The 13,655-nt window shown below is 41.6% G+C and carries 15 protein-coding genes; 7 read left to right on the top strand and 8 right to left on the bottom strand.

Features of this window, described 5'->3' with window-relative positions:
- The first annotated feature begins 37 nt into the window (after positions 1 to 37).
- A complete protein-coding gene (locus WD019_RS08485; RefSeq protein WP_026679076.1) occupies positions 38 to 1,399 on the top strand; it encodes an RsmF rRNA methyltransferase first C-terminal domain-containing protein in 1,362 nt (453 codons plus the stop codon).
- 132 nt (positions 1,400 to 1,531) lie between these two features.
- Here the strand turns inward: WD019_RS08485 and WD019_RS08480 are convergent, their stop codons facing one another.
- Positions 1,532 to 1,657, bottom strand: coding sequence for a hypothetical protein (locus WD019_RS08480; RefSeq protein WP_281172206.1), 126 nt, complete (start codon positions 1,655 to 1,657; stop codon positions 1,532 to 1,534).
- Positions 1,658 to 1,662: 5 nt separating this feature from the next.
- Positions 1,663 to 2,115 (bottom strand): hypothetical protein, encoded by a 453-nt coding sequence (locus tag WD019_RS08475; RefSeq protein ID WP_425711209.1) that lies wholly within the window; start codon positions 2,113 to 2,115, stop codon positions 1,663 to 1,665.
- Positions 2,116 to 2,408: 293 nt separating this feature from the next.
- Between WD019_RS08475 and WD019_RS08470 the strand changes: the two genes are divergently transcribed.
- From WD019_RS08470 to WD019_RS08460, 3 genes are all read left to right on the top strand, one after another.
- Positions 2,409 to 2,663 (top strand): hypothetical protein, encoded by a 255-nt coding sequence (locus WD019_RS08470; RefSeq protein ID WP_051291590.1) that lies wholly within the window; start codon positions 2,409 to 2,411, stop codon positions 2,661 to 2,663.
- Positions 2,664 to 2,804: 141 nt separating this feature from the next.
- Positions 2,805 to 3,431 (top strand): peroxiredoxin, encoded by a 627-nt coding sequence (locus WD019_RS08465; protein WP_245595285.1) that lies wholly within the window; start codon positions 2,805 to 2,807, stop codon positions 3,429 to 3,431.
- Between the two features lie 157 nt (positions 3,432 to 3,588).
- Positions 3,589 to 3,681, top strand: coding sequence for a putative holin-like toxin (locus tag WD019_RS08460; protein WP_407636414.1), 93 nt, complete (start codon positions 3,589 to 3,591; stop codon positions 3,679 to 3,681).
- Between the two features lie 259 nt (positions 3,682 to 3,940).
- Here WD019_RS08460 and cidR read toward each other — a convergent pair whose 3' ends face one another.
- Positions 3,941 to 4,837, bottom strand: a complete 897-nt coding sequence (cidR, locus tag WD019_RS08455) for a cidABC operon transcriptional activator CidR (protein ID WP_026679074.1) — start codon at positions 4,835 to 4,837, stop codon at positions 3,941 to 3,943.
- A 107-nt stretch (positions 4,838 to 4,944) separates the two neighbouring features.
- Between cidR and WD019_RS08450 the strand changes: the two genes are divergently transcribed.
- From WD019_RS08450 to nfsA, 3 genes are all read left to right on the top strand, one after another.
- Complete coding sequence (locus tag WD019_RS08450; protein ID WP_026679073.1) at positions 4,945 to 5,313, top strand: CidA/LrgA family protein; 369 nt, start codon at positions 4,945 to 4,947, stop codon at positions 5,311 to 5,313.
- Positions 5,310 to 5,981, top strand: coding sequence for a CidB/LrgB family autolysis modulator (locus WD019_RS08445; RefSeq protein ID WP_026679072.1), 672 nt, complete (start codon positions 5,310 to 5,312; stop codon positions 5,979 to 5,981). Before WD019_RS08450 ends, WD019_RS08445 begins: the two co-directional genes overlap by 4 nt.
- Before the next feature lie 76 nt (positions 5,982 to 6,057).
- Entirely contained in the window at positions 6,058 to 6,816 is a 759-nt protein-coding gene (nfsA, locus tag WD019_RS08440) for an oxygen-insensitive NADPH nitroreductase (protein WP_026679071.1), read from the top strand.
- Positions 6,817 to 6,831: 15 nt separating this feature from the next.
- Here nfsA and nhaC read toward each other — a convergent pair whose 3' ends face one another.
- The 5 genes from nhaC to pstB form a co-directional block, all read right to left on the bottom strand.
- Complete coding sequence (nhaC, locus tag WD019_RS08435; RefSeq protein WP_026679070.1) at positions 6,832 to 8,238, bottom strand: Na+/H+ antiporter NhaC; 1,407 nt, start codon at positions 8,236 to 8,238, stop codon at positions 6,832 to 6,834.
- Positions 8,239 to 8,412: 174 nt separating this feature from the next.
- The gene (locus WD019_RS08430; RefSeq protein WP_026679069.1) at positions 8,413 to 9,828 is read right to left on the bottom strand and encodes an amino acid permease; all 1,416 of its coding nucleotides are present in this window, start codon (positions 9,826 to 9,828) and stop codon (positions 8,413 to 8,415) included.
- Positions 9,829 to 10,168: 340 nt separating this feature from the next.
- Positions 10,169 to 11,911, bottom strand: a complete 1,743-nt coding sequence (locus WD019_RS08425) for a putative bifunctional diguanylate cyclase/phosphodiesterase (protein ID WP_425711208.1) — start codon at positions 11,909 to 11,911, stop codon at positions 10,169 to 10,171.
- 168 nt (positions 11,912 to 12,079) lie between these two features.
- Positions 12,080 to 12,787: a response regulator transcription factor gene (locus WD019_RS08420; protein ID WP_026679068.1), complete on the bottom strand. Its 708-nt coding sequence runs from the start codon at positions 12,785 to 12,787 to the stop codon at positions 12,080 to 12,082.
- Positions 12,788 to 12,852: 65 nt separating this feature from the next.
- Complete coding sequence (gene pstB, locus WD019_RS08415; RefSeq protein ID WP_035351789.1) at positions 12,853 to 13,647, bottom strand: phosphate ABC transporter ATP-binding protein PstB; 795 nt, start codon at positions 13,645 to 13,647, stop codon at positions 12,853 to 12,855.
- Between the last annotated feature and the right edge of the window lie 8 nt (positions 13,648 to 13,655).

The raw sequence follows: 13,655 nt of genomic DNA, 5'->3' as shown, positions 1-13,655 counted from the left end.
AAATTATAATAATGAAGAATGAATGGAGGGACTTTACTTGAATTTACCTGACGATTTTGTACAGCGAATGAACCAACGATTAAAAGATGAAGCAGAGGCTTTTCTCTCTACATATGAAAATAAAAAAACAAGCGGATTGCGCGTCAACCCGCTAAAACTTACGGTAAATGCGTTTAAGGAACTTTTCCCTTATCATTTAGAAGAAGTTCCATTTTGTCCAACAGGTTTTTATTATAATGACGATATTCAGCCAGGAAAACATCCGTTTCATCATGCCGGCCTTTATTACATTCAAGAACCGAGCGCGATGTTTGTCGCCGAGACGCTTTCCCCCAAACCGCATGAACGGGTTCTCGACCTTTGTGCCGCTCCCGGGGGGAAAACGACACAGCTTGCGGGAATGATGAAAAATAAAGGGCTTCTTATTGCCAATGAAATCCACCCAAAACGAGTACGAGCATTAAGTGAAAATGTTGAACGGATGGGAATTACAAACTGTATCGTTACAAACGAAACCCCTGAACGACTAGCAGAGAAGTTTCACGGTTTTTTTGATAAAATCCTTGTCGATGCTCCTTGTTCGGGTGAAGGCATGTTTCGAAAGGATCCGGAAGCCATTCAATTTTGGAGCCGTGAGCATGTTGAAGCAAGTGCTCATCAGCAAATCCACATATTACACTCTGCCTATCATATGTTGAAGGAAGGCGGCACACTTGTTTATTCCACTTGTACATTTTCACCAGAAGAAAATGAGCAAACGATCGAAACGTTTTTAAATGAACATCCTGATATGGTGCTCGTTCCAATTGAAAAACAGGACGGCATCAAATGTGGTGTACCCGAGTGGACAAAGGGAAACCTTACAGACATTAGCATGACAGCACGCCTCTGGCCTCATTTTGTCAAAGGAGAAGGACATTTTGTCGCCAGGCTTAAAAAAGAAGGATCAACACCAGAGTGGAACGGACGTTATGCCAGCTCCAATGTTGGAAAATCCCAGTTAAACGATTTCCGCATATTTGAAAAAAATTATTTAACGACATCTATATCTCGAACGATTCTGGCTTTTAAAAACCAACTTTATGCCCTGCCAGAAAACTGTCCGTCACTTGAAGGAATGAAAGTGGTCCGTCCAGGTCTTCATCTTGGAGAACTAAAGAAAAACCGATTTGAACCAAACCATGCACTATCCCACGCTTTACGTCCAGACGAATTTAAATACTCTTGCTCATTTCATCCAGATGACGACGCTTGGAAAAAATATTTGCGTGGAGAAACATTGGAAACAGGAAAGGACCGGGGCTGGATGGCGGTAACGATAGAAAATTTTCCTCTTGGTTGGGGAAAGGAAACGAAAGGAATATTGAAAAACTTTTACCCGAAAGGATTGCGTAAATGAGTGCTTTTGGCAAAAGCAAAAAACTCTTTCCGATATGACAACTATTCATTTTAGATTAAACCGGCGAGGAGCGAAGTGATGCTTCTAAAAAATCCCCCTTACCACCAGTTCAAAGGGGGATTTTCCCTAAACTTACACCCCACCGCCATCGCCAGGTTTGGGCTGCAAAAAGAAAAAGACAAAGATGACTAGCAATAACGCTGCTATAAAAATCGCACCCGTTGGCGGCTTAATCGTAGGAATATTTGTTAAAGCCAATGCACTCACTCCTTCATCAACTGATTCACCAATTCTTGATCAATATAAAAATGTTTTGATATCACTTTAAAATCCGTAAGAATCTCTTTTAAATCCGGGGTGTCTGGTACAGTACTCGGCACCCCCGTAATCGGCCCGCCAATGTTGAGAGTGAAACGTTTAGACGTAAGAGAGGTGCCCCTGACATTAATTTGGTCGGCTATCAATAATATCGCCAGAATGATATCGATTACATCAACGATGGCATTCACCGTTTTACTTCCAGATTTACTTTCAAGCCGGCTCGCACCCGTGAGTGGTCCGCCAACTGTAAGCCGAAATCCCCCTGGCGTTACAAAAACCCCAATAATGGTAATTTGTCCGGTCAGTAATAAGACAGCGGTAATGATATCGATATTGCGTTGAACAAATCGAATGGCTTTTTCTTCATTTTGAATTTCACTGGTGTTCAATATCATCACGCCCCCCTTTAACCATACTATTCCGTTACTGCCCAATGGTGAACTTTCACCATCTGGCTGCAATTGAAACAGGAGGGATTTAAGAAATGATAAACTGCAGGGGCATACGTCCGTTTTTTAACGGCCTACGGATAGATGTCTTGTACAACCTTTTTTTAATTGACATATTGTAAATATATGCAAGAAACACTTCTAAGAAAGCCTTTTGCCGCCCATTCACATGAATCGTATACATTTTATGTAAAGGGCTATTTTTCACAAAGCAGAGGCTAAGTAAAGGATGAGAGTACATGTCTAAACGTCAATTTATGCCATTTGGTTATGGTGCTTCAATGTATCCTTATGGTCCGGCCGGATCTGCCATGGGCATGGGAGGGTACGGTTACGGGGCTTATCCCGGTTACGGGGCTGGAGGATACGGAATCGGGGCTGGTGCATACCCTGGTTATGCCGGCGCAGGAAGCTATCCCGCTTATCCGGCTGCTCCCGGTTACGGTGTGGGAAGCTATCCGGGATATCATCAAGGCTGCGGTTGTGGCCATTAATAGTTGTCAAGTCCAGTGTTCTAAGTTAACGCTGGACTTTATTTTGTTACAAAGAACCATCTAACTTCATATGATAATCAATAGGTACACATCATACATTTCATTATAAAAAGAGCCTCTTTATAGAAAGGAGGTTTACGAATGAGCCATCACAATAAGCCGAAAGTGTATGTGAATCAACTTTACCCTGATCATACCCAGCCTTTTCATGCTACACTTGATGACCCCGCCCCTATTTTTACAGCACCCGCTTTTGTCAACGGAGAAATAAAAAAAGTGAATTTAGAAGATTATCGCGGAAGCTGGGTCATTTTATTTTTTTACGGCAGCGATTTTACGTTCGTTTGACCGACAGAATTAGCAGCGGTCGCTGCTTTATATGACGAATTCAGAAAGCTTCAAACGGAGATTTTAGGAATCAGTACCGACAGTGTTTTTGCCCATAAAGTGTTTAAGGACGTTTCGCCAAAGGCGCGAACCGTTCAATACCCACTCGTTAGCGATCGAACACAGGCGATCAGCAGAGCCTACCGCGTTTTGGATGAAAAGACCGGCGCATCCTTTCGAGCCACTGTCTTTATTAACCCGGAAGGAACAATCGCAAGCAAGCAAATTTACCCTTCTGAAGTCGGAAGGAATGCTTATGAAATATTGCGTCTTCAGCAAGCCTTAATCTTTGGGGAAAACAGCCAGACCGGAGTGCCGGCAAACTGGGTTCCGGGAATGCCCGGCCTTCAAATGGATACAGAAAACATCGGCAGGTATTAAACGTCTCCTTATATCAGGGGGCGTTTTTCATTACAAAAAAACACTAAATTCCAAAAATAATGAAGACTTTGCTTTAAGATCACTGTTTTTTTGGTATAATGATAAGGTACAATAGAAGCTCCTCAAGGGTGGCGGCTCACTCCCCGGTAGAAAGGGGGTGAAGCGCTTGTCAGACTATGAATCCATTTCGTTAATGTTAAGTTTCGGAATGCTGCTCATAGCCATATTGACATTTAACCAAAAGAAATAAACCACCCTTGAGCCTCGCAAGCCAGGTGGTTTATTATCCTTGTCTTGTTATGAGCTGCCCCTTTTAAAGGGCAACATGCCTATTGTACAAAGGCCCATTGGTTCGCTACACCGTGGGTCTTTTATATTATTATTCTATTCCCTTATATATATGTTCATTATACAACAAAATTCAGGCTTGTCCATAATTAAGTTGTTAAAGTGGCTTTGTTTTGATCTAGAGACGTGGAATTGGGCGGAGCCGGCAAGCTAGCTCCAGTTTAATCGGCCAGTCGTCCGGACAGCAATTCTTTCGTGAACTTTAGCCATTCTCTGGCTGCAAAAGAAAGATACTTATCCTTTTTCCAAATCATCGTCAAATGCCATGGGATCGTCGGTTTTACAAGCTTGATCACTTGAACATTTTTCGAACGAATGTTACGGCAAATCGGTTCGGGCAGAAAAGCAACACCAAGACCTTCAGCAACCATTTCACTAATAAAGTCCCATTGCGAGCTTCTGTACATAATATGCGGTTTAAACCCGGAACGAATACATTCTTGAATGATTCGATCATGAAGTGCAAAATCTTCCCGAAACAAAATAATGGATTCATCTTTTAATTCACCTAAAGCAACTTTCGTTTTGCCAGCGAATCGATGCCCATTATGAACGACTAAACGAAGCTCTTCTTTCACAAATGTAAACGTATGAAAAACATCTTTTTGGACAGGGGACAACGCAACGCCAACATCAAGCTCGCCACTCATCACTTTTTCCTCTACTTTAATCGATCCTTCCTCCACTAAATGTATAGATATTCCTGGATATTGAGCTTGGAATTTTCCAAGAATCGCCGGAAAAAAATTCGAGCCAATCATTGGAGGCAGCCCGATCTTAATCGTCCCTTTTTTAAAATTCACAAGATCTTCAAGTGGATGCATGAGATTTTCGAATGCTTCTACTACTTTTTGTGCTTGTTTATAAACGATTTCTCCAGCATCCGTCAATTGAATGCCTTTTGACAGACGCTCGAAAAGCAAAACCCCCCATTCTTCTTCCATGTCTTTAATCATTTTGCTAATGGTTGGCTGTGAAATATGCAGTTTTTCCGAAGCCTTCGAAAAGCTTTTTTGCCTTGCCACTTCAAGAAAGTAATTTAAATGGCGAATGTCCAAATCACTGCCTCCTTCGATATAGATTTAATCAATACAAACCATTCCAAATATGTATTTTACCTATATCATTTCATCCTGTACACTCATTAACGGAAGGTGACTATTTTATGAAAAAACTATTGAACATCATACTCCAAATTGGATTATTATTTGCATTTTCAATCATAGGAAACGGAATTTCCTCCTATTTACATCTCCCGATCTCTGGAAGCATTATTGGCATTTTCCTTGTCTTGCTTTGCTTAAAATGTAAAATGATTAAGCTCAAGTGGATTGAGGATGGAGCAAATTGGTTGCTGGCCATATTGCTTTTATTTTTTATCCCTTCAGCGGTTGGAATTATTCAATATAAAGATGTGATTCAGTCTAGCGGCATGCGTTTATTTGTTGTCATTAGCTTCAGTACAATATGCGTCATGGCCTCTACCGGATGGATTGCAGAATTAATTAGAAAAAGAAAGGGAAAGGCACTATGATCATCGGAATATTGAGTTTATTAGTTACGATCGTCGTATTTTGGGTGGCGCAAAAATGCTATTCTTACAAACGGCTGCTCATTTTTTCGCCCGTATTATTAACGCCGGCCATTTTATGTACACTTCTTATCGTTTTCCATATTTCGTACGAACATTACAATGCCGGCGCAAAATATTTAACAGACATGCTTCAGCCGGCGACAGTCGCGTTTAGCGTTCCTCTTTATAAAAATGCAAGGCTGCTTAAACAATACGCCATTGAAATCATCGTCAGTTTGCTTTGCGGATCGCTACTTGCGATGACAACATCGATGTTTTTAGCAGAATGGATGCATTTGACGCCAGAAATGATTAATAGCCTCATTCCCCGTTCCATTACAACGCCAATTGCAATGACCGTCTCACAAACGATTGGCGGCATTCCGACGATGACCGCTGTCTTTGTCTTATTTACAGCACTTGTCGGAGCTGTCGTTGGCCCGCTATTAATCAAATATGGCAAGATCCATAATAAAATTTCAAAAGGCCTGTTGCTCGGTATGGGAGCGCATGGGACCGGAACAGCTATGGCGCTGGAATATGGCCAGGAAGAAGGAGCCATTGCCAGCCTTTCAGTCGTCCTTGCCGGGATTTTCACTTTGCTTTTTTCTCTATTCATTCATTTTTAGATGGCCAGGATGAAATCATTGAATGTAAACTCGTAGATAAGCTACACTAAACCCAAAACGTTTAGGAGATGAAATAATGAATTCTGTCATTGAAACATTACTTGCACATAGCTCTGTTCGTTCTTTCCAGGAAAAACAACTTTCCGAAGAACAAATCCGGACGATTGTAAAAAGTGCTCAGGCTGCTTCGACTTCCAGTTTTGTTCAAGCTTATACGATTATCGGGGTAAAGGACCCTGAAAAAAAAGAAAAGCTCGCCATTCTTGCCGGAAATCAATCTTATGTCGCGAAAAACGGGCATTTCTTTATCTTTTGTGCGGATCTCCATCGCCATTTGCTTGCTGCCGAGATGGAAGGCCTGGCTTCTAAAGATGTAAGCGAGTCTCTGGAGTCAACGGAAATGTTTATGGTTAGTTTAATCGATGCCGCCCTTGCCGCCCAAAATGCAGCGATCGCCGCTGAATCCATGGGACTTGGCATTTGCTTTATTGGCGGCATTCGCAACCATTTACCTGAAGTATCCGAACTATTAAAAACACCGGATCGCGTTATTCCTTTATTCGGGCTTGCCGTCGGTTTTCCCGATAAAAAAGTTGGAACGAAAGAGCGGCTGCCATTTGAAAACATTTATCACGAAGAGGAATATTTACAAGATAAGGATCAGTTAAAAGAACAGCTCACCGAATATAATGATGTCATTTCAGCTTACTACAATGAACGAACAGGTGGAAAACGGAAAGATCGCTGGACAGAACAAATTGCGGTGAAATTAACCAATCCTGCGCGGCTGTACATGAAAGAGTTTTTACAAAGCAAACATATTCCGCTTAAATAAAAACAAGGTGTTGCATCACGCAACGCCTTGTTTTTCTTCCTCATAAGATCTTTTTTTGGGGTAAATGCTAATTCCTGTAAACCCCAGAATCATCGTAAATAATGGTGACAAGTAAAGGAAAAAAGCATATGGTAGATAGGTTAAAACCGATATTCCCAATGTTGAGGCAATAAACGCGCCGCATACGCTCCACGGAACTAACGGGTTAATAAGCGTTCCCCCATCTTCCAATGTTCTTGATAGGTTAATTAACGGCACATTTGCTTTTTTGTAAACGTCTTTAAACGCTTGTCCCGGCAATAAAGCTGACAAATATTGCTCACCCGCAAGAAGGTTGACTCCAATAGAGGATAAGGCCGTAGCCGCAATCAAAGACCCCGGTTTCGTTAAAGCATGGCTAAAACGGCTAAGAATGAGATCAAACATGCCAAGTTCTTTAATTAAACCGCCAAGCGCAAGAGCAATCACGATTAAGGAAATCGACCACATCATCGATTGCAATCCACCTTTATTCACAATTTGATCCACGGCCTTATTCCCTGTCTCAAGGTTCATTCCATTTTGCAAAACGGTCATCACTTTCGCTGCTGTCATGTCCGGGATAAGAACAAACGCTGTAATCACTGCAGAAAGAACACCCGCCAATAGTGTAGGGACAATCGGAAACCGCCTGTAAGCCAGCACCATGACAATAAAAGGCGAAATTAATGTAAACGGACTAATTGGAAAATGAGCCCCCAATGTTTGCTTCAATTCCTTCAAATTCGATAGTTCTTCCACTCCGTTAGTAACACCGTGGCCCATAAAGAGAAAAATGATGCTTGTGACGAAGAGCGCCGGGACCGTTGTCCACATCATATGCCGGATATGATCAAACATATTCACGCCGACAATACCGGGCGCCAGGTTCGTCGAGTCGGAAAGCGGCGACATTTTATCTCCGAAAAAAGCACCGGAAACAATGGCTCCAGCCGCCAAACCCGGATTCACATGCATGACCCCCGCAATTCCCATTAACGCAACGCCAACCGTTCCGACTGTCGTTAAGGAGCTTCCAGTAAATGTAGAAACAAGGATCGTAATAAATAGAGCGCTTAAGGCAAACCATTCTGGGCGAATCACATCAATGCCGTAATATAATAAAGTCGGAACCGTACCGCTCATCATCCAGCTTGAGATCATTAACCCTATAATAAACAAAATAAGCATAGGCTGTAATCCGGTATTAATTCCGTTTAAAAGACCCTTTTCAATCGTTTTCCAGCTTGCTCCGAAAAAAGAGGCAGCTGTACCTAAAACAATCAGGCAAAATAATAAAGGGATATGAGGGTCGACTTTTAAAAATACTAAACTCGAGAACATAACAATAAATAATAAAGCAAACATTACTAGAACCGTCGGCAAATTCATCCGCTTATTCATAAGTGGGCTCCCTTCTAAGATGTCTGGACTATTTTATACTTAAACGCCTAACTGCTTAAACGCTTTTAAGCATTAAAGTTAATGACATTAATAATTCTATATATCATTAAAATAACTGTCAATACTCCTATAAAAAAACGTCCGGCTCCGAATGTGGAACCAGACGTCATTTTGCTAAATGATTTTTTGGTTAACTGCAGATGGCTCTTCTACACCATTTCTTTTCGTTTTAAAGCGATAGTAGAAATAACATGCTAAATAGAACGGAACCCCGCAGTATAAGGCAATGCGTTGATCTGCATCAAATGCCATGCTGACCATCACAAGCAAGTTCAAGATGAGTGAAAGCATTGGCAAGTACGGATATAACGGCGTTTTAAATTTAAGGTCTTCCACTTTTCCGCCGTTTTTCACATAATGTCTGCGAAATGCCAGTTGGGATGCGCTTAAAGCAATCCAACCGATTTGCGCGCCTAATCCAGCGAGTGAGATAAGCCATAAATAAACGGTATCAGCCGCTACAAAACTTGAAAGAAGTGATAAACAAGCAATTGCCAGTGTAAGAAGAAGCGCATTCATTGGCACCCCTCTTTTGTTAACTTTTCCAAGCGCAGGGCTTGTCATTTTTTCTTTCGATAAAGAATAAACCATCCTTGTTGCAGCATATAGACCGGAGTTAGCTACAGATAAAAGAGCCGTCAACACTACAAAGTTCATAATATCAGCCGCATATGGAATACCGATACTATCAAATACAGCGACAAAAGGGCTTTCAATTCCGTTCGCTGTTTCCCACGGAATCATCCCTGCCACTACGAAAATAGCAAGAACGAAGAAAAATAATGTGCGCCAAACCGTTTGACGGATGGACCTTGGAATCGTCTTTTCCGGATTCTCACTTTCACCAGCTGCAATCCCGATGAGTTCGGTGCCCTGGAATGAGAAGTTAACCCCGAGCATTGTGATTAATAGACCATGTATTCCATTTGGCAAAATGCCTGTTGACATAAAGTTAGAAAACATTGGAGCTTCTTGTCCGCCTTTCATGTGGATCAGCCCGAACATAGCGGCCCCGCCAAGAACGATGAACAGAATGATTGCAAGCACCTTAATGCTGGCAAACCAGAACTCCGCTTCACCAAAAGCTTTTGCCGATAAGGCATTCAATAGGAACAAAAGCCCGATAAAGACTAAACACCAGACCCAAATTGGCGAATCCGGAAACCACCGTTTCATTAGCCCGGCGGCCGACAATGATTCAAGCGCAACCGTAGCCGCCCATCCAAGCCAATAAAGCCAGCCAATGGCAAATCCTGTCGGCGCTCCGATAAACTTTGTTGCATACGCCTGAAACGAACCTGATACAGGCATCGCAACTGTTAATTCACCAAGGCAAAGCATCGTTAATAACATAATGAAGCCGCCGACCATGTACGATAGGATCGCTCCGAGCGGCCCTGCTTCATGAATGGTGTTTCCTGTGTTAATAAAAAGCCCCGTTCCGATGACCCCTCCTAAGGAGATCATAAACAAGTGCCTTGATTTCATGCTCCGTTTTAATTCTTGTTGTTGATTTCCTGATGTATTCATACCATCTCTCCTTGATGTTTTTTAGAGGTTGGGTTGTATACGCTTACAATGAAAACGCTATTGAATAATGGCGTAGTTGTATTTTATCACCTTTTGTCGAATTTGAAAAATGCTATTTCTTCCAAGTGTTCGGAAAATTGATAGATAAATTCCTTGTGCTGTATAACTATTCAACCTCTTTTCCAAGAAAAGGAGACCGTTTTAACCTGACTATATTATTTCCCGTATTTTGTCGGGAAATGTCTTTTGTTTCTATAACTTATACAATTTATAAACATTCAAAAAAATAATTTATAAAAAAAAGAGCAGTTTTGAAATTATTCAAAAACTGCCCGTTAAGCTAAGTCCAACTTCTCGTATAATTGAAGAGGTTCTTTTCAATTTCATCTGCCGGCAATGGCTTGCTGAAGAAATACCCTTGTCCTCTGTCACACAGGTGGTCTTGCAAAAAGGAAAGCTGTTCTTCAGTTTCCACTCCTTCTGCAATTACCTTAAGCTTTAAGCTCTGTGCAAGTGCGATAATCGTTTTCACAATGGCGGCGGTATCGCTTTCTTCTAAGTCCCATATAAAGGACCGGTCAATTTTCAATGTATCAATCGGAAACCGTTTTAAATAGCCCAGAGATGAATAGCCCGTTCCAAAATCATCAATCGAGATTTTTATTCCCATATCTTTTAATTGGCGCAGCTTGTCCACAATCTCCCGCGCATTTTCCATTGCGCCACTTTCCGTAATTTCAAGTTCCAAATAGCACGGATCCAAATTGGTCTCTTTTAAAATTTGCGCAATGGTAGCGACAAGATTATGCGCTTTCATATGAATAGCTGAAAGATTGACGGAGACAGGAACACGTGGAAAACCACGGTTATGCCAATCTTTATTTTGTTTACACGCTTCCCGGAGCACCCATTCCGAAATCGGGATTATAAGCCCGGTTTCTTCAGCTAATGGAATAAATTGATCAGGTGGAATATTTCCGCGCTGTCCATGCCTCCAGCGCAATAATGCTTCAAATCCTATTAATGCTCCGGTTTCGATATTTACCTGTGGCTGAAAATGAAGCTCGAACTCTTTTTTTTCCAGAGCCTTGCGAAGTTCTTTCTCCAATGCCACCCGCTTCGTGATCGAGTCATTCATTGCTGCTGTATAAAGCTGAAATGTATTTCTTCCACACTCTTTCGCCCGGTACAGTGCCGTATCCGCGTTTTTCATCAAACTATATGGATCAGCGCCATCATGGGGATAAAGGCTGATTCCAATGCTTGGTGTAATAAAGATTTCATGGTCTTCTATCCGGAATGGGCTTGAGAACACATAAAGAATACGCTCAGAAATTGTAGCAATGTCTTCCTGGGCAGCTGCCGGAAGCAATAGGCAAAATTCATCTCCTCCTTGCCTCGACACAGTATCCCCTTTTCGCAAACAGCGCAACAACGCTTTAGCGACTTCTTTTAACAATGCATCTCCAAATGCATGCCCTAACGTATCATTGACGAATTTAAAACGGTCCAAATCGATAAACATAACCGCAACTTCCTGCTCTTCACGCTGCGCCTGCTCGAGCGCGATTAACAGGCGATCCTCAAACAGCCTTCGGTTCGGCAAACCCGTAAGCGGATCATAATAAGCCATTTGATTGATTTGTTCCTCAGCCCTTTTCCGTTCCGTTATATCCCTGATGATGCCGCTAAAGTAAATTTCATCATCCGTTTCCCATGTGCCAATTGAAAGCTCTAACGGAAATTCGGTTCCCTCTTTTCTCTTCCCAACTAACTCCACCGTTCTTCCAATCGCTTTCGGCTCTTTCGTTTGTAAAAATCGAGTCATTCCTTTTTTGTGTGCCTCTTGAAACCGATCCGGCATAATGACTGTCAGCTTCTTTCCGATGATCTCGGTTTTCTTATGCCCAAATAGCCGTTCAGCCCCGCTGTTCCATGAAATAATGTCCATCTCGCTATTGGCAATGACGATCGCATCATTGATCGATTCCATTATTGTGCGAAATTTATTTTCAACATCTCTTAATTTTACTTCTAGTTCCTGCGTGTTTTGCCTGTTGCCGCTTGCTGCATTTCGCTCCATTTAACTTTTCCCCTCAAGCCAGTATCGACATATGAAAAATCCCTTCTACTCGTAGAAGGGAAGACTATTCACCTGATTCAATTTTACTATATCCTTTATAATTCGCAATCATTTGATTAAAGCGGGTGTTCAAAATGTTTAGGCTGTTTGACCTTAAGTAACACTCACTTAAAGGTCTTTGAACTTGTATCCCTGTCCTTTTATTGTCTTAATATATTCCGGCCTTTTCGGGTTTTGTTCAATTTTTTCACGAAGGCGGCTTATATGGACATCTACAATTCTCGCGTTTCCTTTAAAGTCCGAGTTCCATATAGCTTGAAGCAGAAGCTTTCGGCTCAACAGGCGCCCTTTATTTTTTATAAGAAAACTAAGCAAATCAAATTCTTTCTTCGTTAGCTCAAGCTGTTTTCCTTTAACAAAGACTTCATAGTTTAAAAAATGTATCTTAATATCGCCGATTTTCATTTCGGCAGATTGGTTTCGTCGTTCAGTTTCCATCATATTTATTCTATGAACTCGTCTTAAGATAGCCTTTACCCTGGCAACAACTTCACGAGGGCTGAAAGGCTTTGTCAAATAATCATCGGCCCCTAATTCAAGGCCAAGCAGTTTATGGCATTCATCTACTTTTGCCGTTAATACTAAAATTGGCGTATTGATTCGTTGTTCCCGAATTTCTTTACATACTTCCAGCCCATCTTTTATAGGTAGCATTAAATCAAGAATCATTAAATCGGGGTTTTCCTCTTTCGTTAAGCGTAACGCTTCTTTGCCATCCGTTGCGGTAATGACCGTAAACCCCGCTTGCTCAAGAGTAAATTGTAATAATGCAAGAATAGAAGTTTCATCATCGACAATCAATACCTTTTGCCCCATCGGAAGTCCCCTAATTTCTTCTCTTTTAGCACTGGCATTTCGTTTTACCTAAACATAAAGCAAAATTATCCAAACCGGCCAGAGATGTATTCCTCCGTTTTTTGGTTGGACGGATTTGTAAAAATTTTATCCGTCTGGTCAAATTCCACGAGCTCTCCGCTTAAAAAGAACGCCGTTTTATCGGATATCCTTGAGGCTTGTTGCATGCTGTGTGTAACAATGATAATGGTGTACTCTTTTTTGAGCTCCATAATCAACTCTTCAATTTTTGCAGTAGAGATTGGATCTAGAGCTGAAGCCGGTTCGTCTAAAAGCAAAATTTTAGGATTTACAGCAAGCGTTCTTGCGATGCAAAGCCTTTGCTGCTGTCCCCCGGAGAGGCTAAGCGCCGAATCGTGCAAGCGATCTTTCACCTCTTCCCAGAGCGCCGCTTTTCTTAGACTTTCTTCCACGATTTGGTCAAGCTTCTTTTTCGAACGTATGCCGTAAAACTTTAAGGCGTGCGTGATATTATTGTAAATTGACTTTGCGAATGGATTCGGGCGTTGAAACACCATTCCGATTTCTTTCCTTAGAGCGACAACGTTAATATTGTCTTCAATTAAATTGACATCTTCGTAAAGAATGATACCTTCGCTTCTTGCTCCGGGAATTAAATCATTCATCCGGTTGATGCTCCGCAAAAAAGTTGATTTTCCGCAACCAGAAGGGCCGATGAGCGCCGTTACTGCATTTTTTTCAATCGTAAAGGAAATATCTTTGACAGCGCGATGATTGCCGTAATAAATATTTAATTGTTTGACGTCAAGCGCAGTTTCTTTACGTTCATGAGCCTCGCTTATTTCAAATTCAGGTTTCATTTTTGTCA

It is taken from the genome of Fictibacillus sp. Mic-4 (genome assembly GCF_049843615.1).
GTDB lineage: Bacteria > Bacillota > Bacilli > Bacillales > Fictibacillaceae > Fictibacillus_A > Fictibacillus_A gelatini.
This window is presented reverse-complemented; position numbering and strand designations above follow the sequence as displayed.

Bases quoted from the DNA above. Each gene is read 5' to 3' on its own strand.
- WD019_RS08475 (WP_425711209.1), bottom strand. From the start codon at position 2,115: ATGATATTGAACACCAGTGAAATTCAAAATGAAGAAAAAGCCATTCGA.
- WD019_RS08470 (WP_051291590.1), top strand. From the start codon at position 2,409: ATGTCTAAACGTCAATTTATGCCATTTGGTTATGGTGCTTCAATGTAT.
- WD019_RS08450 (WP_026679073.1), top strand. From the start codon at position 4,945: ATGAAAAAACTATTGAACATCATACTCCAAATTGGATTATTATTTGCA.
- WD019_RS08445 (WP_026679072.1), top strand. From the start codon at position 5,310: ATGATCATCGGAATATTGAGTTTATTAGTTACGATCGTCGTATTTTGG.
- nfsA (WP_026679071.1), top strand. From the start codon at position 6,058: ATGAATTCTGTCATTGAAACATTACTTGCACATAGCTCTGTTCGTTCT.
- nhaC (WP_026679070.1), bottom strand. From the start codon at position 8,238: ATGAATAAGCGGATGAATTTGCCGACGGTTCTAGTAATGTTTGCTTTA.
- WD019_RS08430 (WP_026679069.1), bottom strand. From the start codon at position 9,828: ATGAATACATCAGGAAATCAACAACAAGAATTAAAACGGAGCATGAAA.
- WD019_RS08425 (WP_425711208.1), bottom strand. From the start codon at position 11,911: ATGGAGCGAAATGCAGCAAGCGGCAACAGGCAAAACACGCAGGAACTA.
- WD019_RS08420 (WP_026679068.1), bottom strand. From the start codon at position 12,787: ATGGGGCAAAAGGTATTGATTGTCGATGATGAAACTTCTATTCTTGCA.
- pstB (WP_035351789.1), bottom strand. From the start codon at position 13,647: ATGAAACCTGAATTTGAAATAAGCGAGGCTCATGAACGTAAAGAAACT.